The sequence below is a fragment of the Streptomyces yerevanensis genome, assembly GCF_000716805.1.
In the GTDB taxonomy this organism is placed as follows: Bacteria; Actinomycetota; Actinomycetes; order Streptomycetales; family Streptomycetaceae; genus Streptomyces; species Streptomyces flaveus.
The window spans coordinates 143,034-165,718 of sequence record NZ_JNWJ01000011.1; the positions used below are offsets into that span (position 1 = coordinate 143,034).

General features: G+C 69.5%; 27 protein-coding genes and 2 pseudogenes. 18 read left to right on the forward strand and 11 right to left on the reverse strand.

The window, feature by feature from the left end:
* Positions 1–64: 64 nt before the first annotated feature.
* Positions 65–517: pseudogene (locus OP79_RS56945) on the forward strand (GtrA family protein); the annotation flags it as partial.
* On the opposite strand, the gene OP79_RS13940 reads toward OP79_RS56945, so the two are convergent.
* Both OP79_RS13940 and OP79_RS13945 read right to left on the reverse strand, forming a co-directional pair.
* Complete coding sequence (locus OP79_RS13940) at positions 509–2,191, reverse strand: serine/threonine-protein kinase (protein ID WP_033320463.1); 1,683 nt, start codon at positions 2,189–2,191, stop codon at positions 509–511. The pseudogene OP79_RS56945 and the gene OP79_RS13940 overlap by 9 nt on opposite strands.
* A 194-nt stretch (positions 2,192–2,385) precedes the next feature.
* Entirely contained in the window at positions 2,386–3,582 is a 1,197-nt protein-coding gene (locus OP79_RS13945; RefSeq protein WP_051744636.1) for a sensor histidine kinase, read from the reverse strand.
* Positions 3,583–3,789: 207 nt separating this feature from the next.
* Between OP79_RS13945 and OP79_RS13950 the strand changes: the two genes are divergently transcribed.
* The 5 genes from OP79_RS13950 to OP79_RS13970 all read left to right on the forward strand — a co-directional run bounded on the left by OP79_RS13950 (position 3,790) and on the right by OP79_RS13970 (position 8,363).
* Positions 3,790–4,158 carry a DUF4333 domain-containing protein gene (locus OP79_RS13950; protein ID WP_033320464.1) on the forward strand — a complete coding sequence of 123 codons (369 nt, stop codon included), beginning with the start codon at positions 3,790–3,792 and terminating at the stop codon, positions 4,156–4,158.
* A gap of 29 nt (positions 4,159–4,187) precedes the next feature.
* A complete protein-coding gene (locus OP79_RS13955; RefSeq protein WP_033320465.1) occupies positions 4,188–4,871 on the forward strand; it encodes an ABC transporter ATP-binding protein in 684 nt (227 codons plus the stop codon).
* Positions 4,872–5,046: 175 nt separating this feature from the next.
* Entirely contained in the window at positions 5,047–7,065 is a 2,019-nt protein-coding gene (locus OP79_RS13960; RefSeq protein ID WP_033320466.1) for an FtsX-like permease family protein, read from the forward strand.
* A 164-nt stretch (positions 7,066–7,229) separates the two neighbouring features.
* Positions 7,230–7,556 (forward strand): SCO4225 family membrane protein, encoded by a 327-nt coding sequence (locus tag OP79_RS13965; RefSeq protein WP_033320467.1) that lies wholly within the window; start codon positions 7,230–7,232, stop codon positions 7,554–7,556.
* Between the two features lie 411 nt (positions 7,557–7,967).
* On the forward strand, positions 7,968–8,363 hold the full coding sequence (locus tag OP79_RS13970; protein ID WP_033320468.1) for a GNAT family N-acetyltransferase: 396 nt from the start codon (positions 7,968–7,970) through the stop codon (positions 8,361–8,363).
* Between the two features lie 81 nt (positions 8,364–8,444).
* Here OP79_RS13970 and OP79_RS13975 read toward each other — a convergent pair whose 3' ends face one another.
* The gene (locus OP79_RS13975) at positions 8,445–8,678 is read right to left on the reverse strand and encodes a DUF397 domain-containing protein (protein ID WP_033320469.1); all 234 of its coding nucleotides are present in this window, start codon (positions 8,676–8,678) and stop codon (positions 8,445–8,447) included.
* 291 nt (positions 8,679–8,969) lie between these two features.
* Here OP79_RS13975 and putP point away from each other — a divergent pair, with 291 nt between their 5' ends.
* Entirely contained in the window at positions 8,970–10,751 is a 1,782-nt protein-coding gene (gene putP / locus OP79_RS13980) for a sodium/proline symporter PutP (protein WP_245685318.1), read from the forward strand.
* 93 nt (positions 10,752–10,844) lie between these two features.
* The gene (locus OP79_RS13985) at positions 10,845–11,084 is read left to right on the forward strand and encodes a hypothetical protein (protein ID WP_033320470.1); all 240 of its coding nucleotides are present in this window, start codon (positions 10,845–10,847) and stop codon (positions 11,082–11,084) included.
* A 120-nt stretch (positions 11,085–11,204) separates the two neighbouring features.
* On the opposite strand, the gene OP79_RS13990 is transcribed toward OP79_RS13985, so the two are convergent.
* The 4 genes from OP79_RS13990 to OP79_RS56950 all read right to left on the reverse strand — a co-directional run bounded on the left by OP79_RS13990 (position 11,205) and on the right by OP79_RS56950 (position 12,574).
* Complete coding sequence (locus tag OP79_RS13990) at positions 11,205–11,657, reverse strand: hypothetical protein (protein WP_033320471.1); 453 nt, start codon at positions 11,655–11,657, stop codon at positions 11,205–11,207.
* A gap of 26 nt (positions 11,658–11,683) precedes the next feature.
* Complete coding sequence (locus OP79_RS13995) at positions 11,684–11,992, reverse strand: hypothetical protein (RefSeq protein ID WP_033320472.1); 309 nt, start codon at positions 11,990–11,992, stop codon at positions 11,684–11,686.
* A 126-nt stretch (positions 11,993–12,118) separates the two neighbouring features.
* The gene (locus OP79_RS55245) at positions 12,119–12,361 is read right to left on the reverse strand and encodes a hypothetical protein (protein WP_157857310.1); all 243 of its coding nucleotides are present in this window, start codon (positions 12,359–12,361) and stop codon (positions 12,119–12,121) included.
* A 78-nt stretch (positions 12,362–12,439) separates the two neighbouring features.
* The gene (locus tag OP79_RS56950) at positions 12,440–12,574 is read right to left on the reverse strand and encodes a DUF6183 family protein (RefSeq protein WP_245685319.1); all 135 of its coding nucleotides are present in this window, start codon (positions 12,572–12,574) and stop codon (positions 12,440–12,442) included.
* Between OP79_RS56950 and OP79_RS53855 the strand changes: the two are divergent.
* Positions 12,555–12,641 (forward strand): annotated as a pseudogene (locus tag OP79_RS53855) (IS5/IS1182 family transposase); the annotation flags it as partial. The gene OP79_RS56950 and the pseudogene OP79_RS53855 overlap by 20 nt on opposite strands.
* Positions 12,642–12,673: 32 nt before the next feature.
* Here OP79_RS53855 and OP79_RS14005 read toward each other — a convergent pair.
* Positions 12,674–12,967, reverse strand: coding sequence for a hypothetical protein (locus OP79_RS14005; RefSeq protein ID WP_033320474.1), 294 nt, complete (start codon positions 12,965–12,967; stop codon positions 12,674–12,676).
* A gap of 53 nt (positions 12,968–13,020) precedes the next feature.
* Here OP79_RS14005 and OP79_RS14010 point away from each other — a divergent pair, with 53 nt between their 5' ends.
* The 4 genes from OP79_RS14010 (at position 13,021) to OP79_RS14025 (ending at position 15,954) form a co-directional block, all read left to right on the forward strand.
* Positions 13,021–13,326 (forward strand): hypothetical protein, encoded by a 306-nt coding sequence (locus OP79_RS14010; RefSeq protein ID WP_033320475.1) that lies wholly within the window; start codon positions 13,021–13,023, stop codon positions 13,324–13,326.
* Between the two features lie 91 nt (positions 13,327–13,417).
* On the forward strand, positions 13,418–14,107 hold the full coding sequence (locus OP79_RS14015) for an RNA polymerase sigma factor (RefSeq protein ID WP_033320476.1): 690 nt from the start codon (positions 13,418–13,420) through the stop codon (positions 14,105–14,107).
* A complete protein-coding gene (locus tag OP79_RS14020; protein WP_033320477.1) occupies positions 14,104–14,667 on the forward strand; it encodes a hypothetical protein in 564 nt (187 codons plus the stop codon). Before OP79_RS14015 ends, OP79_RS14020 begins: the two co-directional genes overlap by 4 nt.
* 63 nt (positions 14,668–14,730) lie before the next feature.
* Entirely contained in the window at positions 14,731–15,954 is a 1,224-nt protein-coding gene (locus tag OP79_RS14025; protein WP_051744637.1) for an acyltransferase family protein, read from the forward strand.
* A gap of 74 nt (positions 15,955–16,028) precedes the next feature.
* Here OP79_RS14025 and OP79_RS14030 read toward each other — a convergent pair whose 3' ends face one another.
* Complete coding sequence (locus tag OP79_RS14030) at positions 16,029–16,208, reverse strand: hypothetical protein (protein WP_033320478.1); 180 nt, start codon at positions 16,206–16,208, stop codon at positions 16,029–16,031.
* A gap of 30 nt (positions 16,209–16,238) precedes the next feature.
* On the opposite strand from OP79_RS14030, the gene OP79_RS14035 reads away from it, so the two are divergent.
* Both OP79_RS14035 and OP79_RS14040 read left to right on the forward strand, forming a co-directional pair.
* Positions 16,239–16,748, forward strand: coding sequence for a hypothetical protein (locus OP79_RS14035; RefSeq protein ID WP_033320479.1), 510 nt, complete (start codon positions 16,239–16,241; stop codon positions 16,746–16,748).
* Positions 16,749–16,786: 38 nt separating this feature from the next.
* Positions 16,787–17,074: a hypothetical protein gene (locus tag OP79_RS14040; protein WP_033320593.1), complete on the forward strand. Its 288-nt coding sequence runs from the start codon at positions 16,787–16,789 to the stop codon at positions 17,072–17,074.
* A 75-nt stretch (positions 17,075–17,149) separates the two neighbouring features.
* Here OP79_RS14040 and OP79_RS14045 read toward each other — a convergent pair whose 3' ends face one another.
* Positions 17,150–18,106 carry a CPBP family intramembrane glutamic endopeptidase gene (locus OP79_RS14045; RefSeq protein WP_033320480.1) on the reverse strand — a complete coding sequence of 319 codons (957 nt, stop codon included), beginning with the start codon at positions 18,104–18,106 and terminating at the stop codon, positions 17,150–17,152.
* 467 nt (positions 18,107–18,573) lie between these two features.
* On the opposite strand from OP79_RS14045, the gene OP79_RS14050 reads away from it, so the two are divergent.
* Together OP79_RS14050 and OP79_RS49700 are read left to right on the forward strand one after the other, a co-directional pair.
* The gene (locus tag OP79_RS14050) at positions 18,574–19,002 is read left to right on the forward strand and encodes a VOC family protein (protein ID WP_033320481.1); all 429 of its coding nucleotides are present in this window, start codon (positions 18,574–18,576) and stop codon (positions 19,000–19,002) included.
* 387 nt (positions 19,003–19,389) lie between these two features.
* Positions 19,390–20,052 carry a lysophospholipid acyltransferase family protein gene (locus OP79_RS49700; RefSeq protein WP_078491794.1) on the forward strand — a complete coding sequence of 221 codons (663 nt, stop codon included), beginning with the start codon at positions 19,390–19,392 and terminating at the stop codon, positions 20,050–20,052.
* 260 nt (positions 20,053–20,312) lie between these two features.
* On the opposite strand, the gene OP79_RS14060 is transcribed toward OP79_RS49700, so the two are convergent.
* Positions 20,313–20,861, reverse strand: coding sequence for a tellurite resistance TerB family protein (locus OP79_RS14060; RefSeq protein WP_211270786.1), 549 nt, complete (start codon positions 20,859–20,861; stop codon positions 20,313–20,315).
* A gap of 269 nt (positions 20,862–21,130) precedes the next feature.
* Here OP79_RS14060 and rox point away from each other — a divergent pair, with 269 nt between their 5' ends.
* Positions 21,131–22,576: a rifampin monooxygenase gene (gene rox / locus OP79_RS14065; RefSeq protein WP_033320482.1), complete on the forward strand. Its 1,446-nt coding sequence runs from the start codon at positions 21,131–21,133 to the stop codon at positions 22,574–22,576.
* Positions 22,577–22,685 lie beyond the last annotated feature (109 nt).

The window sequence follows — 22,685 nt, forward strand, 5'->3', positions numbered from 1 at the left end:
CGGCAGGGTTGGAGCCGGTGGATCTCAGGGGTTCACCGCTCCCACCCGCCGGAAGGAAACCCTCATGAACGCGGCCGACATACGCCGGACTTCGGTCGCCTCCGGTTCTCCCGTTCCTCCCTCTCCTCCCGGTCCCCTCGCTTCCTTCGCCCGGTTCGTCCTGTGCGGTGGCGGGGTCGGGGTCCTCTCCAGTGGCGTCGTGGGCCTGCTGGCCGAGCTGATGCCCTGGGTGGTGGCGAACGCCCTGGTCACCGTCGGCTCCACCCTCCTGTGCACGGAGCTGCACGCCCGCTTCACCTTCGGGGCCGGGCGGCGGGCCGGATGGCGTCAGCACTGGCAGTCCGCGGGATCGGCCACGGCCGCCTATCTGGTGACCTGTGCCGCGATGTTCGGCCTCCACACGGTGCAGTCGTCGCCCGGGACGCTGACCGAGCAGGCCGTGTACCTCAGCGCTGCCGGGCTCGCCGGAATCGGGCGGTTTCTGGTGCTGCGGCTGTACGTGTTCGCCTCAGCTCGTCGTGGTGAAGCCGTTCCTGACCTTGTCGAAGACGGGGCGGAAGGTGGCCCACTGGGCGTCCGGGGCCGAGAGGTAGATGTCGTACTCCTTGGCGCCCTCCCGGCCGTAGCCGAGGTCGATGGCGCGGAACGCCCGGGCGCGGCCCTGGAACGTGAACTCCCATACCGCCGCGGGCTGTCCACGGAACGTGGTCTTCTGCATGCGCAGTTTGCGGTACGAGTTCGGGTAGTTGACCTTGGTGTTGGCCTCGATGGTCTTGAAGTGCTCGACGGGGTGCGAGCCGGCGGGGTCCACGACGCCGACCGTGATCTCGGCCAGCTTGGTCGGGTCGGTGTAGCTGACCTCGTCGGGGGTCTTCTTGGCGGCCTTCCAGCCGTCCGGTACGGGGAAGGAGACGCCGAGGCGTTTGTCGCGGACCAGGTGGTATCCCTCGGGCACGGGCGGCGGCTTGTACGGCGGTGCGGCGGTCGTACCGGGGTTTCGCGCGGCGCCGTCGTCCGTCGCCCCGCCGTCGTACGCCGTCGTGTAGAGCACGCCTGCGACGGCCGCGCCCGCCACCGTCGCGGCCACAGTGCTCCAGAGCAGGGCGCGGCGGCGCTTGCGGCCCCGGCCACCGGCCCGGCTGCGTTCCCGGCCTCGACCGTTCCCGCCGGTGTCCGTCCTGGTGGGTACGCCCGGAGCGTCCGGCGTGCCCGGCACCTCTGACGCGTCCGGCACGTCCGGCCTCCGGCCCCGACCGGCTGCCGAGCCCGTCCCCGAACCAGTCACCGAGCCTGAGCCCGTGCCCGTGCCCGAACCCGTCCGCGTCCCCGAACCCGTTCCCGCGAACGCCGCCGACCGAAGCACCTCCGTCGGCTCCCCCGCCCGTACCGTCCGCAGCGCCCGCTCCGTCTGCTCCGCCGAAGGCCGCTCGTCCGGGTCCTTCACCAGCAACGCCTCGATGAGCGGCTCCAGCGCACCGGCCTGCTCCATCGGGCCCAAGGGGTCGGTGGCGATGGCGTACGCCGTCTCCATCGCCGTGTCCTTGCGGAACGGTGGCCGTCCCTCCACCGCCTGGTGGAGCGTGGCGCCCAGCGCCCACAGATCCGAGGCCGGTCCGGGGGTGAGGCCCCGCATCCGCTCGGGCGCCATGTAGTCGATCGAACCGACCAACTCGCCGGTCTTCGTCAGCGTCGAGGTGCCGTCAGTCATGGCGATGCCGAAGTCGGTGAGGACCACGCGGCCGTCGGAGGCGAGCAGTACGTTGCCGGGCTTCACGTCGCGGTGGAGCACTCCGGCGGCGTGGGCGGCGCGCAGGGCGGCGATCATGCCGAGGCCGATCCGGGCCGCCTCCGCGGGCGGGAGGGTCTGCTCGTTCTTGAGCAGGTCGCCGAGTGTGACCGAGGGTACGTACTCCATGGCGACGCAGGGCAGTCCCTCGTCGTCGACGACGTCGTGCACGACGACCACGTTGGGATGGGCGATACGGGCCGCGCTGCGCGCCTCGCGCCGCATGCGCTCGTACAGCGTGGCGAGTTCCTCGCCGGACAGGTGGTGGTGCGAGTGCAGTTGCTTGAGCGCGATCTGGCGGCCCAGGACCTCGTCCTCGGCGCGCCACACCGTGCCCATGCCGCCCCGGCCGATCCGTTCGACCAACCGGTATCGCCCGGCAACGAGCCGTCCCTCGTCCGACACCGCCAGCCTCCGCCAACTTTGCTCACGTACATCACGTTCGATTTGCTTCGACACGATAGCTGTCGTGCATGACGAGGAGAGGGCCGCGCGTACGTGGCCAACAGCACACAACAGCACACAACCGCAGGGCTTCCGCGACCGTCAGGCCTCCGTACCCCTGAGGACTTGCGCACCCCTCACGACTTGCGCACCCCTCACGACTTCTGCAGCCGCCAGGACTTGTGCACAGCAGCCGCCGGAAACACCCCCCGCACCTCCCACCCGTACCCGCCGCCCCGCGGCCCCGCGTGCAGCTCGCCCCCCAGCGCGGTCACCCGTTCGGTCAGTCCGACCAGGCCGAAGCCGCCGCCGTGTGCGGCGGCCGGGAGCTGGGTGCCGCCCCGTCCGTCGTCCGTCACCCTGACCTCCAGCCGGTCGTGGTCGTGGTCGAGGCGCACGCTCACGGTGATCTCGGTGGCGTCGGACGCGTGCCGTCGTACGTTGGTCAGGGCCTCCTGGACGACCCGGAAGGCCGCGGCCTGCACCTCGTGCGGGAGATCGTCGGGGAGTGCGGGATCGCGGTGCAGGGTGACCTGCTGGCCGGGGGCGGCGAAGCGTTCGGTCAGTTCGGTGAGGCCTGCCAGGTCGCCCACCGGGCGGTGGTCGGCCGCCTCGGGCCCGGTGTCACGGAGTACGCCGACGGTGCGGCGCATCGAGGCCAGGGCCTCCGTGGCCGCGCGTTCGATGCCCGCGAGGACGGGGTCGAGCTCGTCGGGCCGGGTGGCCGCCATCATGCGGGCCATCTGGGTCTGCACCAGGATGCCGGTGACATGGTGGGCGACGAAGTCGTGCAGATCGGCGGCGATGGCGAAACGCTCGCCCCGGCGGGTCTCGGTGACCGCCACCGTCCTGCGGTAGTCCAGCGTGCGCAGGTAGCCCGCGAGTCCGGCGACCAGGCCGATCAGGACCAGCCCCACCACCGCGAACGCCAGAACCTCTTCCCGCCCCGGGTCGAAGTAGCGCATCGGCATGGCGAGGAGGGCGCCGCCGTCCAGTACGGCGCAGGCCAGCACCCGGCGCGGCGGGCAGTGCCGTACGGCGATGAACAGCAGACACAGCAGGATCATCGCCTCGCCCGGACCGAACAAGGTCTCCCAGGGGGCGAGCAGCGCGAGTGCCGTGCAGAGCAGCGACAGGAGGGCGGGAACGGCGGTGCGCACCTGCGGAGTGAGCCACTCCGGCCGACGCTCGGCCGGCCACAGCACGGCGGCGAGCCCGACGGCCAGAAGTACCGCCTCCGGCAAGAGGCTGGGGCCGGAGGTGGCCGCGTACAGCAGGTCGAGGCCCGAAGCCGCGAGCAGGACACCCACGGCGAAGCCCCGGAGGCAGCCACGGGCGGAAGGGGATCTCATGCCGAAAACGGTAGGTGAGGCCGCCGCCGCCGTCCTCGGCCGAACGGCCGAGGAGCCGCCGCGCGGACCGCCCGAACCCTGACCGTTCGGCTGAGGCGCGCGCCCGGGCCCGCGGGCGAGAGTGGAGCCACTTCCTCCCGCCGGCCGACAGAGGTTCCGCTCCTGAGGCCAACTGGGGCTCCATTCCTACGACTTCAGGAGTACGTGATGCAGCGCAAGTTCCTCACCGGCGTCATCGGCGGTGCGACGGCCGTGGTCGCCCTGGGCGGTGTCGGCACCTATCTGCTCTCCGGGACCGAGTCCACCACCTCTCTCGACGAATACACCGTGGTGACGGTGGACGGTCACAAGGCTCTGTCGCCGGACATCGTCGCGGGCCGCACCCAGAGCAAGTACAACCCGCTGCCCTGGGTCGGGGAGAAGGTCACCGGCGTGACCTGCCCGACCGGACTGAAGGCCGTGACCGGGACCAAGGTGACCTGCACCGCCAAGGACGACGCCGGCAAGAGCGTCTCCATCCCCGTGTCCGTGATGAAGGCGACGGACTCCTCCGTCACCTGGAAGTTCGAGCGCTGAGAAGCCGGCTGAGAGAGGACAGACACATCATGAGCACCGTCCTGGCCGGTCACGGCCTCATCAAGAAGTACGGCTCCACCATGGCTCTCTCGGGCGTGGACGTGGAGGTCCGCGAACGCGACTCCCTGGCGATCATGGGCCCGTCCGGCTCCGGCAAGTCGACCCTCCTCCATGTCCTGGCCGGGATCATCCGCCCGGACGGCGGCCAGGTGCTGCTGCGTGACGAGCGCATAGACAACCTCGGCGAGAACCGGCTCAGCGCCCTGCGCCGCAAGCGCTTCGGCTTCGTCTTCCAGTTCGGGCAGCTGCTGCCGGAGCTGCCCGCCGAGGAGAACGTCGCCCTGCCGCTGATGCTGGAGGGCGTACCCCGTAAGGCAGCCGTCGAGCGGGCCCGCCGCTGGTTCGCGCCGCTCGGCCTCGAAGGCCTGGAGGGCCGTCGCCCCGGCCAGCTGTCCGGCGGCCAGGCCCAGCGCGTCGCCATCGCCCGCGCGCTCGTCGTCGAACCGGACGTGGTCTTCGCCGACGAGCCGACCGGCGCCCTGGACCAGAACACCAGCACCGAAGTGGTCCAGCTCCTCACCTCCGTCACCCGCTCCCAGGGCGCCGCCCTCGTGATGGTCACGCACGACGCCGACGTCGCCGCCCACTGCCACCGGATCCTCCAGGTACGGGACGGCCTGATCAGCGGCCACAGCCAGTACACGGTCGCCTGACGACCCGGCCCCTTCCCGGATCCCAGCCCGGATCCAGTCCGTACCAAGCCAGTACACGGTCGCCTGACCCGGCCCTCCCGGACACAGCCCGGATCCCAGCCAGTGCACGGTCGCCCGACCGACCCCCCGTCACCACCCTCCCCACCCTCCCCGCCCCTCCCCTCCCGGAGACCTCATGCGTTCCCCTGTCCTGCCCCTGACCTGGCACCTCGCCAGGTCCTCCGGCCGCCGCGGCCTGCAGAGCCAGCTGCTCGCGGCCGGGGCCGCCGCCGTCGGCGCGTTCGTGATGCTGGTGATGGTCGCCGCCGCGCTCGGCTCCGGCGCCCGCGCCGACCACACGACCTGGCGTACCCCGGCCGCCGTACCCGCGAAGGAGGCGACCGCGGTCCAGGCCCTGGCCACGACGTACGTACGCGACGAGCCCGTCTCCGTCGTCTCGCTGGCCCAGCTGCCCGGCCGCGGGGCGACCGATGCACCGCCCGGACTGAGCTCGTTCCCGAAGCAGGGCGAGATGTACGTCTCGCCCGCCCTGGCCGAGCTGATGGGGAAGCTGCCCGCCGGCCAACTGGCCGACCGTTTCCCGAAGGTGAAGTCGTACGGCACGATCGGCGCGGCCGGACTGGCCTCGCCCGACGAACTCGTCGCCGTCGTAGGACGTGCCCCGACCGACCCGGCGCTCTCCAAGGCGGCCGACGGCGACGGCTGGTACGACGCGGGACAGACCGAACGCGCCATGATCTCCGACTTCTCCGCGGCCAAGCCCAAGGCGAGCCTGTTCACTGGGAGCGACCAGGGAGCGGCGTTGCTGGGCGTGGTGCTGCTGGTGATGCCTGTGGTCGTACTGGCCTCCGCGGCCGGGCGGCTGGGCGCGGCCCGGCGTGAACAGCGGCTCGCCGCGCTGCGGTTGGCCGGGGCGACCCCGCGGCAGATCCTCGCGATGACCGCCGTCGAGGCGGCGGGCGTCGGCGCGGCCGGTGCCCTGGCGGGCGCGGTCGCGTACGGGGCGCTGCTGCCCGTCCTCGCCGAGATCCCGTACGGCGTCGGCGGCTGGTACACCGGTCAGTTGTGGGTGGGGCTGCCGTGGCTGGCGGCGGTGGTGGCGGCGGTCACCGTCCTCATCACGGTGAGCGCGGTGTCGATGCTGCGCCAGGTGGCGACCTCACCGCTGGGTGTCGCCCAGGAGTCGAACCCGCGCCGCACCCGCGCGATCCGTCTCGTGCTGTTCGTCGGGGCCCTCATCTACATCTATATGAGCTCGGGCGGCGGCCAGTTGAACCCCCGGCAGCTGATCACGCTCCTGATCCTGTTCTACGCCGCGTTCTGGCTGTTCGGCCCGTGGGTCGTGGACCGGCTGGGCCGGATCGTGGCCCGCTTCGCCCGCCGCCCTGCGACCCTGCTGGCCGCACGCAGGCTCAGCGACGACCCGCGCGGCGCCTGGCGCACCGTCAGCGGTCTGGTGCTGGCCGGGTTCGTGGCCGGCTTCTTCTCCGTCAGCCAGCTGGACATCGGCTTCGCCGACACTCCGGGCCAGGTCGGGGTGACCACCTCGGACGCCGCCGCAGCCCGCCACACCGCCACCGAGGCCCGTACGCTGCTGCGCGAGGCGGGCATCCAGGCGAAGGTCGCGACCCCGGGCGACGACAACTTCGACACCGTGCTGCGCGGCTATGAGGGCGTGATCGCCCACGTCACCGGCGGCCCCGAGCAGATCGACGCCGCCGTCACCGCCCTGACCCCCGTCGCAGCGGGCCGCCTCCCCCTCACCCAGGACTACGTGAACGCGAGCGACGACACGATCACCGACCGCGTCGCCGCGGCCAGCACCGCCACCCTGGCCCTGAGCTTCCTCATCGCCACCGCCTCCGCCGGCCTCACCGCCGCGGCGAACGTCCTGGACCGCCGCCGCGTCTACGGCCTGCTGCGGCTGTCCGGCACCCCGCTGAAGACCCTGGACCGCGCCAGGATCCGCGAAACGGTACTCCCCCTGGTCGTCCTGGCCGGCGGCACCACGGGGATGGGCGTCTACGGCGCCTACCAGCTCAACAAGCTGGCCGACTCCACCATCAACACCTCCGGTGCCATCCAGCTCACCGCCTGCGTACTCCTCGGCGCGCTGGCGATGTTCATGGCGATCAGCGGTAGCAGGCCACTGCTGCGCAGGGTCACGGCGAATCCGGCGCAGACCGCGGACTGACGGTTCGCGGACGGCGTGGGGCCCGGGTCGTCGACCCGGGCCCCAGTCGGGTCCGATCGCGGACATGAACATAGGTACGGGTACTCAGGCGGCAGCCGCTCCCCGACGACATGGTTGACCTCAACAAACCGAGCAACACCATGTCGTCTCAAAGGAGTCCGGAAATGGCTGCCTCTTCGCGTTCCCTGATCCAGAACCTCCGCCACAACCTGGTGAACCCCGCCGCCCTCGGCTATCTGGCTGTCGTGGCCGCCGTCGGCGTCTGGGTCGGGGTGGACGCACTCTTCGTCGAGCACGCGGACGCCAGTCTCGCGGCAGTCTGGCTCTTCGTCGTCACCGCCCCGACCTCGTTCCTGTTCTTGGCGCTTCCCGGCGGGCTGCCCTTCATCGGGGTCGCAGTCGGAGCCGTGACCCAGGCGTTCGCGCTCGGCGCCGCGTACCGTTGGTTCCGGGGGAGGCCCGCGCAGCGCGCCGGCCTCAGCAATGCCTGACGCGCCTTCGTCGACGGCGTCGGCAAAAGGTGTCAGGTGCCGGGCGGAACCTCTGGACGATGCGAGAGTCCGCCCGCACGCTCGGTCGGTGGGTGGTTCGCCCGGAACGTGAACCCGGCGGCGGGGAGTACCGGCGGGTGCGGAGGCAGGCCCGCAGAAAGCGTGAACAGTGACGTGGAGTATGCCCTTCAGGTGCTCAAATGAGCGATGCCTGAACACCGCGGGGAGAAATGCTCACGCCGTGGAGCAGCACCCATGGACCCACCACCGCGCCCACTGACCGACCGCCACTTCCGGGGACACCACTGGTACGTCCCCCGCACGGACGATCAATCCCGCGGTCAGCAGGGGCAGTTCATCTGAACCAGCGGTCAGAACCAGCGGTCAGAACCAGCGGTCTACGCTCCCGTCATGACGATCACGTACGAGTGGCGGGGCGACTTCGACAACGCAGCCGTCAATGCGCTGCATGCAGCGGGATTCGACCATCGGACCTCGGATGTCGACTGGCTGACCCGGGTGCGGGGTCACAGTCTCGGCTGGGTCTGTGCACGCAAGGACGGTGATCTCGTCGGCTTCGTGAACGTCGCGTGGGACGGCGGCGTCCACGCGTTCATCCTGGACACCGTGGTCGCAGCGAACCACCGCCGCTCCGGGATCGGAGCCGGACTTGTCGCCGAGGCCGCCCGACAGGCCCGTACGGCCAAGTGCGCATGGCTGCACGTCGACTTCGAAGACGACCTGCGGTCGTTCTACTTCGACGCCTGCGGGTTCAAGCCGACGACCGCGGGCCTCCTCGCGCTCTGAGCCGACCTCGCCGCATTGCCCCTGCCTGGCAGGCCCCTGTCAGGCACGACAGGGGCCACTTGGTCGGGGGACGCGTGGAGCTCAGACGGGGAACTGCCCGCCCTTGACGGCGTCGACGAACGAGGACCAGCCGCACGCCGGGATGAGGAGGGCGGGGCCGTGGGGGTTCTTGGAGTCGCGGACGGGGACGGTGGTGTGTCCGTCGGTCACTTCGAGGCAGTCGCCGTTACCGCCTCCGCTGTAGCTGGACTTGCGCCAGCCGGTCAGGGCGGATGCGTTGGAGTCGGGCGTACGGGCGGCGCTCGAGGTGCACATGGCCTGACGGTTCCGTTTCTCGCGGCTCAGCGGAGGCGCATCAGGCCCGGCGGCGCATCAGGATCGCCTCCGGACCTGAGCCCACCTCACCTCCATAATCTTCAAGAAACCTTCGCATTCGCGTATCCATCCGTAACCGCCGCAATCCGGAACTGATGGAGCCGCTTGTCTCGTCTGTGCCCTCGCCGATACGGACCGTCGCCCCTAAACTGCGCCGTTCCGGCCCGAAAAAGTGGCCTGTGCGCACGTTTGGCATATGCCCTGGCTCGTCGTTTCGCAGGGAGAACCCCCATGATCACCCTGACCATCCCAGCCATGATCACCTTTGGAGTGTTTCTGATCGCGATGGTCATGATCGGGGTGGTGACCCACGGGGAGACCAGTACATTCGAGGACTTCACCGTAGGCGGACGCCGGCTCACCGCCCCGGTGGCTGCCCTGTCCGCCGGAGCCAGCGACATGTCCGGCTGGCTGTTCCTGGGCCTCCCCGGCGCCGTGTACATGACCGGGATCGGGGCGACCTGGATCGCCGTGGGCCTGATCATCGGTACGTATCTGAACTGGCGGCTCGTCGCGCCCCGCCTGCGCACCTACACCGAGCAGGCCGGTAACTCCGTGACCCTGTCCTCGTACCTGGAGGAACGTTTCGAGGACCGCAGCCACGTGCTCCGCTCGCTCTCGGCCGTCGTCACGGTCGTGTTCTTCACCGTCTACGTCGCCAGCGGGCTGATCGCCGGCGGTCTCCTCTTCAACGAGATCTTCGGCGCCGACTTCGAGACCGGGCTCACCATCTTCGCCGTGGTGATCGTCGTCTACACCATCCTCGGCGGCTTCACGGCCCTGAGCATCACGCACTCCATCCAGGGCACGCTGATGTTCCTCGCGGCGATCGCCCTCCCCCTGATCGCCCTCTGGAAGGTCGGCGGCCCCGGCGCGCTGCACGACGCGGTCACCGACGCGAGCCCGGCCCTGCTCGACCCGACCACCGAGGCATCGTTCGCGGACAACGTATGGACGACCGGCGGCCCGCTCGGCACCGTAGCGATGATCTCTCTGCTCGCCTGGGGCCTCGGCTACTTCGGCCAGCCCCACATCCTGAGCCGCTTCATGAGCATCCGCAGCACCCGTGACATACCGCGGGCCCGCCGACTGGGCGTGAGCTGGGCGGCCGTCGTACTGACGGGCGCCTCGTTCATCGGCCTCGCCGGGATCGCCGTACTCCCCGACCCGCTCGACAACCCCGAGACCGTCTTCATCGAACTGGCCACCCTGCTGGTCAACCCCTGGATCGCCGGAATCCTGCTGGTGGCGGTGCTCGCCGCGATCAAGTCCACGGTGGACAGCCAACTGCTGGTCTCGGCCACGTCCCTCACCGAGGACTTCTACCGGGCGTTCGTCAACCGCCGGGCCTCCGACACCTCGCTGCTGCTCGTCGGCCGGCTGAGCGTGGTGGCCGTGGCGGTCGTCGCGTACGTGATCGCCCTGAGCGGCGGCGCCGTGCTCGACATCGTCGCGTACGCCTGGGCCGGCTTCGGCGCGGCCTTCGGCCCGGTGGTCCTCCTGTCGCTGTACTGGCCGGGCATGACGGCGGCCGGAGCGAAGGCCGGCATGGTGACCGGCGCGCTGACGGTCTTCCTGTGGGACGACATCGACCCGCTCCTCGGCCCGCTGGAGACGGGCATCTACGAGATGGTGCCCGGGGTGCTGGCCGCCACGGCTGCGGCGCTGGTCTTCGGAACGTACGTCGGCCGTCCTCCGGCGCGCACATGGAAGGGCACGATGGAGCACGCGACGCCTATGCCGCGGGCGGGGCAGCGGGAGACGGCGGCGGCTTACGACACGGCGGGGGGTTACGGCGCGACGGGTGGGTACGGCGCGGCGGGGGGTTATGGCCCGGCGGGCGGGTACGGCACAGCGGGCGGGTACGGCACGGCGGAGGGTTACGGTCCGGCGGGCGGTTACGGGTCGGCGGGTGGCTATGGCGCGGGGGCGTACGGGGAGCCGGGTTACGACGCACCGGACTACGGTCCTTCCCAGGGGCCGCCGCAGCATCAGGACTGGTGGCGCTCGTAGCGTTTTGCGCTGATTCGGGAACCGGCCTGGCGGGGGCGCAGTCCGTATCTATACGGGACTTTTCGGTTCTTGGCGCACGGGGGAGAAGCGCTGATGAAGCTCACATGGCCATTACTTGGTTGGGCCTTTTTCGCCCTGCTCTGCGCGGCGTTGTTCGCGCTCACGGTGCTGGGCGTGTTGCAGCAGTTGGAGGTCATCGACATCTCCTGGCTGCGGGATCCGGAGGGGTCGTCGTCCGGCAGCGTCGATCCTGGTGGGTACAACCGGGCCCCCAACCATGTGCCCAATCGCCCGGGCCCGCCCGCCGGGGCCGGGGGCGCGCGCGGTCGCTGAGAGCCACGCACCTGACGTGGGGTCGTTTTCCGGTCACGGCGACCGAACGCGTCGTGCCGACCTGGTGGCTGACGAGGAGTAGCCGTTGTCCCCGAGTCGCCCCGGACAAGGAGGCGCCGGTCAGCGTGGCCACTCGGGCAGCAGGTCTTCGCCCGTGTCCTCGTAGTCCATCTCCTCGCCCTCGGGGTTGAAGGGGTCCGCGCCGATCAGGGCGAAGATGAGGTACGCGCCGTAAGCCGTGCCTTCGGCGTCCTTCGAGTCCACGAAACCCCCGATGCCTTCGTCGTTGAGCTCGAACTTCGCCGCGTCCATCCCCAGCCGCTCGATGAGCGGCTTGACCGAGGCGCGCAGCCGGTCCGGCAGGTCGCCCGCTCCGGTGAGAGGGGAGACGAAGACCAGCTCGGCCAGGAAGCCATGGCGCAGACCGTCCGGGCTTGCTTCCTCGAACTCCATCGCACGAGGGCGAAGTTCAGCGACCAGGGGCAGCCAGGCGTGCAGCGCGGCCTCGGCGGTGGTCACCTCTTCCAGGTTGAAGCAGATGCGGAAGACCACGTCGTCAGGGGAGAACCACATCAGTGAGTCACGTATCTCTTGAAAGATCAGAGCTGGGGTGGGGGGTCGCCCGTGTCTGGCCGGTCCTCCAACCACTGGGCCCGTTCCTCTGGAGGGAAACCCAGAAGCCAATCGCGTTCGAAGTTGGCCATCGATACGATCACACTCGCTGGAAGCATGCCGTCGGGCACAGGCTCGTTGATCGGATGCCAGTCCCCGAAGCGTAGGAGCGACCAGCCAGATTGGACGCTGGCGATGGGGCTGGCGGCGGTTTCCTCTGCGTCAAGGATGATGCCGGCATGCCCGTAGGCGATGAGCCGGGCGCCGTCGCCTCGACGTGCGGCGATTCTGGGCATGTGGCCTACCTTCTCAACGAGGTTATGAGCAGAGAGATCCCTCCGGAGATATCGCAGCAGCAACTTCGATCTTCGAGATGTCCGCGTGGGAGAAGTGGTTGGGGATCTGAACATCCCGTTGGGCACTCATTGGTCTTCGAGACGCTCGTGGAGAACATTCCAGGTGGAGTGCTGATCCTTCCAGGCATCGCTCTCGAAGAGGGCGGCCTTCACCTCGGCCAGAGTCAGTCCGCAGACCCGTGCCGTCACATAGGCCGCCTCAACCGGAGAGAATCCAGCAGTCCGCAACTCTCGAAGGACACCGGAGACATCGGAATGACCGCCTGAGGAAATCTCCGATGCATACGCGTCCAGACGCTCGAGATCCATTCCGTCCGCCCATCGTGTCGATCGTGTCATTGGCGAGCCTCCGCACGTCATCCCGCGACCGTGCCACCGGCTCCGTACTCAGTCGGTGTCCGTGGCCGCGAGGACCGCGATTTCCTGTCCCCCCGGCCGCAGCGCGGCCACGGCAAGATCCCGGGTCACCAGGTTGAACCAGTCGGACGAGGGGTCGGCGATGAACTCCCTGCTCAAGACCATCTCCAAGGCCCTGCGCAGGGTCAGTCTCGACCCCAGCCGCATTACGAAGATCGCCGCCGCGGGGATCCGCCACACCCCACCGGCGCACGGAGGGACCGGTCAACGCCACTCCGGCGGGATATTGGCCACCTGCTTCAACAGGTCCCAGTCCTTCGGCCGGAGTGTCGGGGAACACCACAGGGCACCGTTGCCGACCCAGTATCCGCGGAAGTTGCGGATCCCGCGCAGGCCCTCCCAGGTACCGGGGTCCCCCATGTCCTCGATGCCCGACTCGATTCCGCAGCACGGGCAGATGGCGCTGGTGGGGACGCCGTGCTCCCAGAAGCGCTCTTCGTCGTATCCGCAAACGCGACAGAAGTCCTCGGCGTCGTCGGTGTCCTGTGCGTTCGTCATGACGTCGCCGTCCTCTCCTCTGGGCTCGCAGACAGTTCTGCGGAGTTGGCCAGATGTCCGTTCTGAATCCGCGCGGATTACTCGGGCTCCTCGGCGCAGGCCGGTTCATGGTCTTCGGAACACCGTCGGCATCGTACGAGACGAGGGTGTTGGTGTTCTTCTCATATTCGACGCCGTCGGCCTCGTCCTCGGCTGCCGCGTCGCCGAAGGCGTCCTCCATCGGCTGGTGCTCCGCCGTCGCCTTGCGCGGCCTTGATGCGGTAGTCGTTGGCGCCCTCGTCCTGCTGGTCGCCACTCGCGGCCGGCTCCGTTACGCGCCCGACGCCACGAAGGCCGTGAACGCCACGCAGTGTCTGTAACGCTTTTCGCGCCTCCGACCAAGAACAGGTGAAGTGCCGTAGGAAGCAAGCCCGGAGTACGTCCGAACGTCCGAGGAGAAGGAGCCGCCGAGTGGATGGCGCGGAACGGGAACGGATACGGGGTGGGCCCGCCGCGGCGGCACGTGACCCGGAGCTCTTCGAAGCGTTCTACCGGCGCCATGTGGACGCGGTGCTGCGTTTCGTGGCCCGGCGCGTCGACGACCCGCACACCGCGGCGGACCTGACGGCCGAGATCTTCCTCGCCGTTCTCGACTCGGCCCACACCTACCGCCCGCGCCTCGGCAGCGAGACGGCCTGGCTGTACGGTATCGCCCGCAACGTCGTCTCCTCGGAGCGCCGCCGCGTGGCCCGCGAGGCCGAACGCGATCTCCGCTTATCCGGCAGACGCCTGCTGGAGGCCGACGACATCGCCCGCCTCGAGGACAAGCTCGACGCGGAGAGCCCGGGGCGGCGCGTACTGGCCGCCCTCGCAAGGCTCCCCGAGGGCGAGCGGGCCGTCATGGAGCTGATCGCGGTGGACCAGCTCACGGTCACGGAGGCCGCTGCCGCGCTGGGGATCCGCCAGGTCACGGCTCGGGTGCGACTGCATCGGGCGCGGAAGGCGTTGCGGGGGGAGGCGGACGCCAAGGCCAGGCCCGAGGGGGACTTCGAGGTCGCGGCGAATTCCAAGGCGGCGGTGGATTCCAAGGTCGAGGCGGAGTCCAGGGCCGTGGAGATGCCGGACGCATCGCTGCTGTACGTCATCAGGGGAGAGGCATGAGTACGAGGCCGACTTTCGAGGACCGGCTGCTCGGCGAGCTGAAGCGGGAGATCGAGCTGCGCGAGGCCGAGCCGAATCCTTCCGCACGCCGTTCGTTCACGCCGCGCCGGATCGCCGTGGTTGCGGCGGCCTGTGCGCTGGCCGGGCTCGCCGTCGTGTTCGTGCCCGGTTCGGCGGCCGAGTCGAAGGCGTACGCGGTGGAACGCCACGACGACGGCCGCGTCACGCTCACCATCAAGGACCGGACCATCGGCATCAAGGCACAGTACGCACTCGCAGAGCAGATGCGCCCGTTGGGCATTCAGGTGAAGGTGGTTGCTCCCACCTGTGAGTCCAAGTCGTGGGGCACCCACGCAGTCCTCGATCTTAAGGCGATCACCAAGCAGGGCGTCGCTGTACCCCTCCACAGCTGGTCAGTCCCAGTCACCCTGCATCGGGGCCAAGAGCTGGTCCTCGAGAACACCGCCAGGCCGTTGACCCAGGACGAGATCACGCGCCACGAGGTCGAGCCCTGCGTTGCCGTGAAGCCCACCCCGCCCGGCAACTCCTCGACGCATTAGCCGAGGCGCATCTACGTGGACTCCCTACCTCTGGCTCCTCCGTGGCCAGATCAATCACTTTCCGTGCCTACGCGACTACTCACAGCCAATGCATCGACCAGCCCGCCCCGCTCGGCCTGGCTGGACGCCCTACGCGGCCTCGCCGCCCTCGTCGTGGTCTTCGACCACTCCGCCTACTCCTACATGCCAGAGTTCCGGCGCGAGCTGATGCCGGAGTTCAACACCAGCCGGTACGGCATCATGGTGTTCTTCCTGGTGAGCGGCTACATCATCCCCGCCTCGCTCGAACGCCGGGGCTGCGTCCGAACGTTCTGGATCGGACGGGTCTTCCGCATCTACCCGCTGTGTGCGGCCGTGGTCATCTCGGTCCTCGCCCTCAACCTGATCGGCATCGCGGAGATCCGCACCGACTTCGGCGGACAGAGCGCCGCCATGGTGGCCGCCCACCTCACCCTGCTTCAGGAACTGCTGGGGACGCCCAATCTCTTCCTCGTCCTGTGGACGCTCTCGTACGAGATGGCCTTCTACCTGCTGGTCGTCGCCCTCTTCACAGTCCGCCGGCACCAGCGCTCGGCGGTGGTCGCCGTCACCCTGGCGGTGCTCGCCGCCGTGAGCGTGACAGCAGGGGCAACACTCCCGGCCGCCGCCCTCTCCGGCACGATCGGCACCGGCCCGCTGATCGCGCTCGCCTCCATCGCCATGGTGGTCGCCATCTGCTGTGCGAGCGCCAGCTCACCCCAACTTCGCGTATTTGGAGGGGTGTTGGGCGGCATACTGGCCCTCGTCCTGATCCCTCTCAACGGCACGGTTCCCCTGTGGGAGGGCCTGCTCATCCTCGCCGTCATGTTCCTCGGCACTGCCATCTACCGGGCCGAGCACGGTCAGAGCACCTGGCGGTACGCGGTCGGCACTGCCGCCGTGGTGGTGGCCTGCGCCGTGGGGAGTGCGTACCGGTACGGCGACGGCGCCCTCTTCACCCGGCGCGGCTGGATCGTCGCGTTCCTGCTGGCTGTGCTCACCTTCGGCATCGGACTGGCGTTGCGCCGCCGGCGGATCCCGCGCCGGCTGACATGGCTGGGAACCATCAGCTACTCCGTCTACCTGGTGCATCCGGTGCTGCTGGCGGTGAGCGACGGCACGATCGGCCGGTGGCGGCGGGACAGTCTCGTACTCGAAGTGACGTTCTTCGCCGTGCTGTTGCCGCTGTGCGCACTGACCCACCGTTACATCGAAGCGCCGGGCCAGGCATGGGGCCGGAGACTGGCACGACGTGTTCGGCCGCCGTGAGTCCGGCAGAGGCCGAACCTCCCCGGTCACGTTCGTGGACGTGACCGGGGAGGCGGCGGCAGAGGCAGGCGCAGCTATCGGATGGCCGTACCGAAGGCCTGCCCTGCGGCGGGCAGACCGTTCTGGCCGGGCTGGTACGTCGTCACCGCTCCGGTCGTACCGATCGGGCTCACCCAGGGCAGGGCGTGCACGGCGCCGGCGTCCTTCACCGTGCCGATGGCCTCGCCCGGTATGCCGACCACCAGTCGGGGCACCGCGTATTCCTGCTGACGAGAAGGGCAAGTATGCGTCCTGTCCTGCGCCGTGGCGGTTCCGTTCATCGGCTGGGGGCGATGGCGGGCAAGTGGGGCAAGAGCGGGCTCGGCGCGATCGAGGCGTTCGCCAAGGCCCAGTGGGCTCAGGGCAAGGTGCCGCACATTTGGGCGGCGAACAGGAGGTACCCGAACGCGCAGAACGCGGCGCGCTACTGGTCCGACCACAAGGCGGAGTTCCCGGAGCTGACCTCGGCGAAGCAGTACGTCGAGCTCGCCCACAGGTACCGCTCGGTGGCCGACTCGCCGACACCTCCAGCGGGCTACCGGGTCTGGGACCGCGTGCACAACAACGGCGACTCGGCGGGCTACGTCGTATATGAGATGAGCACCAACACCCTCGTCTCGTACGATGCCGACGGGGTTCCGAAGACCATGAACCGGCCTGCGCCGAGGAGCCCGAGCAATCCGCGCAGCTTCAGAACGGACATCTGGCCAACTCCGCAGAACTGTCTGCGAGCCCCGGGACAGCGTGAACGCTAGACGCAGGAACCGGGACCCGTACGAAGTGAGAGATGACGATGTCGACGGAACAGGGATTCGAGCCGCCGCCCAGCCCCGAGGAGGAGAGCGTCTGTCGTGTCTGCGGATACGACGAGGAGCTCTTCTGGGAGGGCGGCTGGCCGACGAACGCCATCTGTCCGTGCTGCGGTAATGAGTCCGATATCAAGGACCTGAGCGTCATGGGGATTCGTGACTATCGCGGGTGCTGGGTCGGGCATGGCGCGCAATGGAATTCTCCGCCCCTCAAACCCAAGGACTGGGACCTGCTGAAGCAGATCGCCAACATCCCGCCCGAGTGGCGCTGACCGGCGCCTCCGCGCGCCGGTGGAGGGAAGGCTTTCCGGCACTTCACCTGTTCTTGGTCCGCGGCGCGGAAAGCGTTACAGACGCTGCGTGGCGTTCGCGGCCTTCGTGGCGTCAGGCACGTAACCAAGCCGGCCGCGGGTGGCGACCAGCAGGACGAGGGCCGCGGCGGTGGAGCTGAGCAGGAAGGCGTGTGTCGTGTCGTCGGAGGACAGCGTGGGGAACATGTCCGACCAGGCGATGGAGATGTAGTTGTTGACGCCGCAGTGCAGCAGCATGACCAGTGGCATGCTCCCGCCGGAGCGGTTGAACACCCAGGTCATGACGAAGCTGAGGGCGATCGCCGAGCCCACGAACTCCAGCGGCTCGGTGGCGTCCACGTCCGGCCAGCCGCCCCAGTCGCTCAGGAACAGCGGCAGGTGCCAGACACCCCAGAGGACACCGACGACGAGGGTGGCGATCACAGGGCCGTAGCGGCGCTGCATACGGGGCATGGCGAACTCGCGCCAGCCGGGCTCCTCGGCGAGCCCGGTCGTGATCATCTGCAGGAGCAGGCCTGGCAGGAACACGGCCAGCACGGTGGCGGACGGCAGTTCGGGACCGCGGTCGGCCAGTGCGACCGAGCTGAGGGTCAGTGCCGCGGGCACCGAGACGAGCACCACGGCGTACCAGCGCCAGCTGACCTTGAACTTGGTCATCCGGCGGCGCCAGGCCCGCAGCCCCGGGCGTCCCTCGGTGATCCCGATCACCAGCAGGGCCGAGGTGATCGGGCCGAGGTAGGCGCCGGGCAGAACGCCGAGGAGTTGGGAGCTGCCGCCGGCCCCGGGGAAGGCGAAGTGCCAGACGCCCAGGCCGTTCTCGGACAGTACGTACGGTGTCCAAGCCGCCCAACTCAACAGGAACGCCAGCGAGAAGAACCAGGTCAACGGACGGCGACGGATGCTGTCCCGCAGACTGCCGCGGCCCTCCTCCGGGCCGGTGGGGGCCGGTCGGGTGTCGATGGTGACGGGTATGACGCGTGCTCGGGAACTCACCGTGGTGTCCCTTCGGAGACGGCTGATGTGACGTGTTCAGCACATCAACCACGGCTCCGGAGATCATTGCCGTGCACGCCCCAAGCATGGGTACAGCAGGCTGTACTCCGCGATGCGTCTACATCCTGGGAGTTGGCGCGTCCACGTGGCACTGTCCCGACCATCGCCCCGCCGGTCGGTACACCACCTCCGCACCGGAAGCAGTCGGCGAGCCCGCGCGACAAAACGGCGTTGCCTCAGCCCTGTGGTGGTCACTAGGGTCGGTCAGGTGACTGCCGGGTCGGCCATGGGCCATGCACGAGTGAGGGTCCCGGCCTTGGCGTGAGCGCGGTGGGGGTCTCCCCGCTCGAGCAACACCGAGAGTGGGTGAGGGCGAGAGGCCCGCCCCCCATCTCCGCGTCTTTGCCCCCGGCGCCCGCTGCGGCGCCCCATCCCAGCGGATCCCAAGCCCCGGAGACACATCACCTATGTCCTACGACCAGCAGTCCCCGCACGAACCCGAGCCCTCGACGGCCACCGTCCAGCTCAACCACACCGTCGTCTACGCCAGCGACCGGCAGCTGTCCGCCGAATTCATCGCCGCGATCCTGGGCCTGAAGGTCGGCGCCCCGTTCGGGCCGTTCCTGCCCGTCGACCTCGGCAACGGCGTGACGCTCGACTACTACGAGAAGCGTGACGAGCCGATCCAGTCGCAGCACTACGCCTTCCTCGTGCCCGACGCCCAGTTCGACGTCATGATCGCCCGCCTGGAGGCAGTCGGCGTCACTTACTACGCCGATCCCAGCCACACCGAACCCGGCCAGATCAACCGTCTGTTCGGCGGTCGCGGCGCGTACTTCGCCGACCCGGACGGCCACAACATGGAGATCATGACCCGGCCCTACACCCGCCCCTAGCAAGCCGCCCGGCGGGAGGCGAGCTGCGGGAAGGCGTCTTCGAGGCGTCTTCCCGCACAGTGCGCACGGTGCGCCCGACGAGGGTGCGCAGCACCGGCCACATCTGGACGAGCAGGTCCCGGCCGAGGTGGCGCGGCAACTCCTCCAGCGAGCCTGGCAGGCGAGCGCCGAAACTTCGGCGCTCGCCTCGTACTGCGCGTCAGCCCTCGTACTGCGCGTCAGCCCTCGTACTGCGTGTCAGCCCACGTACCGCGCGTCAGCGGTCCGCGGGAAGTCGGCTGACCACCATGGGTAGACCGGCCGAGAAGATGAGTACGACGACTCAGGCCCGGTCGGCGCCTGTCCGCGACGATGAAGATCAACATTGTCGAGACCGGGAGCACGCTCATGCTCAGCCGCATCGCCGACATCCTGGTGCCCACCGTCGGCCGCCTGTCGGTGACCACCGATCCCGGTGCCGAACTCGCGCCGGGCAGCATCATCGCCGCCAACCACACTTCCCTCGCCGACCCCGCCATCGTGGTCGCCGCCCTGCGCAGCCTCGGCGCCGAGCCGGTCATCATGGCGGCCGCAGGACTGTGGCGCGTCCCGCTGCTGGGGCGCGCTCTCGCCCGCGAAGGGCACATTCCCGTCTTCCGCGGAGACCAGCGCGCCGCGGACGCGCTGGACCTCGCGGCAGGAGCCCTGGAGCAGGGACGGCTGGTCCTCATCTACGCCGAGGGGGGCCTGCCCCGTCGCAAGGACGCTGCGGAAGCGGCACCCGGCACCTTCCACAGCGGCCTGGCCCGGCTCGCCGAGCGCACCGGCGCCCCCGTCGTACCCGTGGGCCAGGCCGGTGCCCGCCGGGTCACCTCGGGCAGCGCCGTCAAACAGCTCGCCGGCTTCGTCACAGCGCCTCTGCGCCGGCCGGACCTGCACGTGCACGTGGGTGCGCCGCTGGAGCTGACCGGCGACCGCATCGCAGGGACGGCAAGGGCCCGTACCGCGGTGACCACCGCATGGCGGAGGGCCGCTTCCCATCTGGGCGAGCCCGCCGCACTTGCCGCATAGGCCCTACCGTCCACCCGCCCGGCTGCCCGCCGGGCCTGCCTCAACCTGTCCGGCCAGGACCACACTTGACGGTTCGGGCCGACGACGGCTGAGGCTCCGGCCGTGACCGTGGCCGTCGTCGAGGCCCCGGCCCGCGAACCTGCCGGCCTGGACCACCGGCCGGGCGCCACGCCCTGAGCCGGTGACCCTTCCGCCCTGGCTGTGACCGTCCGCTCGTAAACGCGCGGGAGCGGTCCGGTCACCGACGGCTGTACGTCTCGTCAGAGGCCGAACTCCTGGGAGGACAGCCCGAGTACCGAGCACGCCTCACGCAGGACCTGCTCCTCGGGGGGCGAGATGTACCCGTCCGCACCCGCCACGACGAAGCCGGTCTGTACGACCGCCCTGGCCTCCGTCGGCTTCTTCGCGGCCTTGGCGATCTCCTGCAGGACTTCGGTCTTGCCCTGCTGGAAGTTGAACGAGAGTTGGTCGACATGCTTGTTGAAGCGCTGGCGCAACTGCTCGGGCGGGAAGTTCTGGAGGACGTCGTTCTGGACGATCAGCCCTTCCACATGCTGCCGCTCGGCCGGGTCGACGCTTCCGTCGGCTGCGGCGACCAGGGCACACATGGCCATGCTGGCGTCCCGGTACGAGCCGCTCTTCAACTCCGTCTTGAGGGAGGTGAGCTGGGACTTGAGCATGCTCACCATCTGGGCCTTCGATCCCCCGGAGGACCGAGAGCCACTATGCCCGTGTCCACCGGAGCCCCTCGACCCCTGCGCCTGCTGCAGACCCTTGGCCTGGTCCTTGATCTTGTCCCACATCGCCATCCGTGCCACCTCGGCCTAAGCCCATGTCGTTTGTCACTACGGTCGTCCGCGTGCGTTCCGCACGTCCTTATCGCCAACTCCCCCCAACCCACCGAAGTTCCATGGCAACGGCGGCACCGCGAGACGGCGGGCCAAAAGGAAAGGCAAGGAGGGTCACCCACTCCTTGCCACTCTCAACGTATAGCGCAGTGGGGGGCTTGCGGCAAGGCCCCCGTCGTACCGCAGAATTACCCGGCCAAGGCCAGGACCTGCGGAAATGGGGGACAGTGATGATCGACGTGATCGTTGCCGGCGGCGGGCCGACCGGCTTGATGCTCGCCGCCGAGTTGCGGCTGCACGGCGTGCACGTGGTCGTGCTGGAGAAGGAGCCGGAGCCGACCCCGGTGGTCCGGGCACTCGGCCTGCACGTGCGGAGCATCGAGGTGATGGACCAGCGCGGTCTGCTGGAGCACTTCCTCGCGCTCGGCAAGCAGTACCCGGTCGGTGGTTTCTTCGCCGGCATCCCCAAGCCGTCACCGGACCGGCTGGACACCACGCATCCCTACGTCCTCGGCATCCCGCAGCCCGTCACCGAACGCCTGCTGGCCGAGCGTGCCACCGAACTCGGCGCCGAGATCCGGCGCGGCTGCGAACTGGTCGGGCTGAGCCAGGACGACGACGGCGTGACCGCCGAACTGGCCGACCGCACGCAACTGCGCTCGCGTTACCTCGTCGGTTGCGACGGCGGCCGCAGCACGGTACGCAAGCTGCTCGGCGTCGGCTTCCCCGGCGAGCCCGCCAGGGCCGAGACGCTGCTGGGCGAGATGGAGGTGACCGAGGACCCGGAGACGATCGCCGCCATCGTCGCGGAAGTCCGAGAGACCGAGAAGCGGTTCGGCCTCGGGCCCCTCGGGAACGGGGCGTACCGAGTCGTCGTACCCGCCGAGGGGGTGGCCGAGGACCGTACGGTCCCGCCGACCCTCGAGGAGTTCAAGCAACAGCTACGGGTGTACGCCGGCACCGACTTCGGCGTGCACTCACCGCGCTGGCTGTCCCGTTTCGGCGACGGCACCCGGCTGGCCGAGCGCTACCGGACCGGCCGCGTGTTGCTGGCCGGCGACGCGGCGCACATCCACCCGCCGCTGGGCGGCCAGGGCCTCAACCTCGGCATCCAGGACGCGTTCAACCTCGGCTGGAAACTGGCCGCCGAGGTGAGCGGCTGGGCCCCGGAGGGACTCCTGGACAGCTACCACACCGAACGGCACCCGGTGGCCGCCGACGTACTGGACAACACCCGCGCACAGACGGTGCTGGTGTCCACCGATCCGGGCTCCCAGTCAGTACGCCGACTGCTGTCGGAACTGATGAACTTCGAGGACGTGAACCGGTACCTGACCGAGAAGATCACCGCGATCTCGGTCCGCTACGACTTCGGCGCGGGCCACGAACTGCTCGGCCGACGCCTGCGAGACATCAAGCTGAAGAAGGGCCGCCTCTACGAGCGGATGCACGATGGCCGCGGCCTGCTGCTCGACCAGACCGGCCGGCTCTCGGTCACCGGATGGGCCGACCGGATCGACCACGTCATCGACGTCAGCGAGGAACTCGACACACTCGACACAGAGGACGTGCCCGCGGTGCTGCTGCGCCCGGACGGCCACGTGGCGTGGGTCGGCGAGGACCAGCAGGAACTGCTCAGCCACCTGCCGAAGTGGTTCGGCGCTGCCGTCAGCTGATCGGGAGCTGTGCCCGTTGCCGCCGGTCGGGCGGTCGGCGGTCGGGTGGGTGGGGCTGACTGGCTGCAGGTAACGGTCAATCACTGGCGAGTCATTGTCAGTGCCTGCG

Coding starts and splice junctions, on each gene's coding strand:
- rox (WP_033320482.1), top strand. CDS start 21,131: ATGATCGACGTGATCGTTGCCGGCGGCGGGCCGACCGGCTTGATGCTC.
- OP79_RS13985 (WP_033320470.1), top strand. CDS start 10,845: ATGAAGCTCACATGGCCATTACTTGGTTGGGCCTTTTTCGCCCTGCTC.
- OP79_RS13975 (WP_033320469.1), bottom strand. CDS start 8,678: ATGTGCACCTCGAGCGCCGCCCGTACGCCCGACTCCAACGCATCCGCC.
- OP79_RS13955 (WP_033320465.1), top strand. CDS start 4,188: ATGAGCACCGTCCTGGCCGGTCACGGCCTCATCAAGAAGTACGGCTCC.
- OP79_RS56950 (WP_245685319.1), bottom strand. CDS start 12,574: ATGGTCTTGAGCAGGGAGTTCATCGCCGACCCCTCGTCCGACTGGTTC.
- OP79_RS14040 (WP_033320593.1), top strand. CDS start 16,787: ATGTCGACGGAACAGGGATTCGAGCCGCCGCCCAGCCCCGAGGAGGAG.
- OP79_RS13950 (WP_033320464.1), top strand. CDS start 3,790: ATGCAGCGCAAGTTCCTCACCGGCGTCATCGGCGGTGCGACGGCCGTG.
- OP79_RS13965 (WP_033320467.1), top strand. CDS start 7,230: ATGGCTGCCTCTTCGCGTTCCCTGATCCAGAACCTCCGCCACAACCTG.
- putP (WP_245685318.1), top strand. CDS start 8,970: ATGATCACCCTGACCATCCCAGCCATGATCACCTTTGGAGTGTTTCTG.
- OP79_RS13990 (WP_033320471.1), bottom strand. CDS start 11,657: ATGTGGTTCTCCCCTGACGACGTGGTCTTCCGCATCTGCTTCAACCTG.
- OP79_RS14050 (WP_033320481.1), top strand. CDS start 18,574: ATGTCCTACGACCAGCAGTCCCCGCACGAACCCGAGCCCTCGACGGCC.
- OP79_RS13970 (WP_033320468.1), top strand. CDS start 7,968: ATGACGATCACGTACGAGTGGCGGGGCGACTTCGACAACGCAGCCGTC.
- OP79_RS14060 (WP_211270786.1), bottom strand. CDS start 20,861: ATGGCGATGTGGGACAAGATCAAGGACCAGGCCAAGGGTCTGCAGCAG.
- OP79_RS49700 (WP_078491794.1), top strand. CDS start 19,390: ATGCTCAGCCGCATCGCCGACATCCTGGTGCCCACCGTCGGCCGCCTG.
- OP79_RS55245 (WP_157857310.1), bottom strand. CDS start 12,361: ATGGATCTCGAGCGTCTGGACGCGTATGCATCGGAGATTTCCTCAGGC.
- OP79_RS14035 (WP_033320479.1), top strand. CDS start 16,239: ATGCGTCCTGTCCTGCGCCGTGGCGGTTCCGTTCATCGGCTGGGGGCG.
- OP79_RS14020 (WP_033320477.1), top strand. CDS start 14,104: ATGAGTACGAGGCCGACTTTCGAGGACCGGCTGCTCGGCGAGCTGAAG.
- OP79_RS13945 (WP_051744636.1), bottom strand. CDS start 3,582: ATGAGATCCCCTTCCGCCCGTGGCTGCCTCCGGGGCTTCGCCGTGGGT.
- OP79_RS13960 (WP_033320466.1), top strand. CDS start 5,047: ATGCGTTCCCCTGTCCTGCCCCTGACCTGGCACCTCGCCAGGTCCTCC.
- OP79_RS14005 (WP_033320474.1), bottom strand. CDS start 12,967: ATGACGAACGCACAGGACACCGACGACGCCGAGGACTTCTGTCGCGTT.
- OP79_RS13995 (WP_033320472.1), bottom strand. CDS start 11,992: ATGCCCAGAATCGCCGCACGTCGAGGCGACGGCGCCCGGCTCATCGCC.
- OP79_RS14010 (WP_033320475.1), top strand. CDS start 13,021: ATGTCCGTTCTGAATCCGCGCGGATTACTCGGGCTCCTCGGCGCAGGC.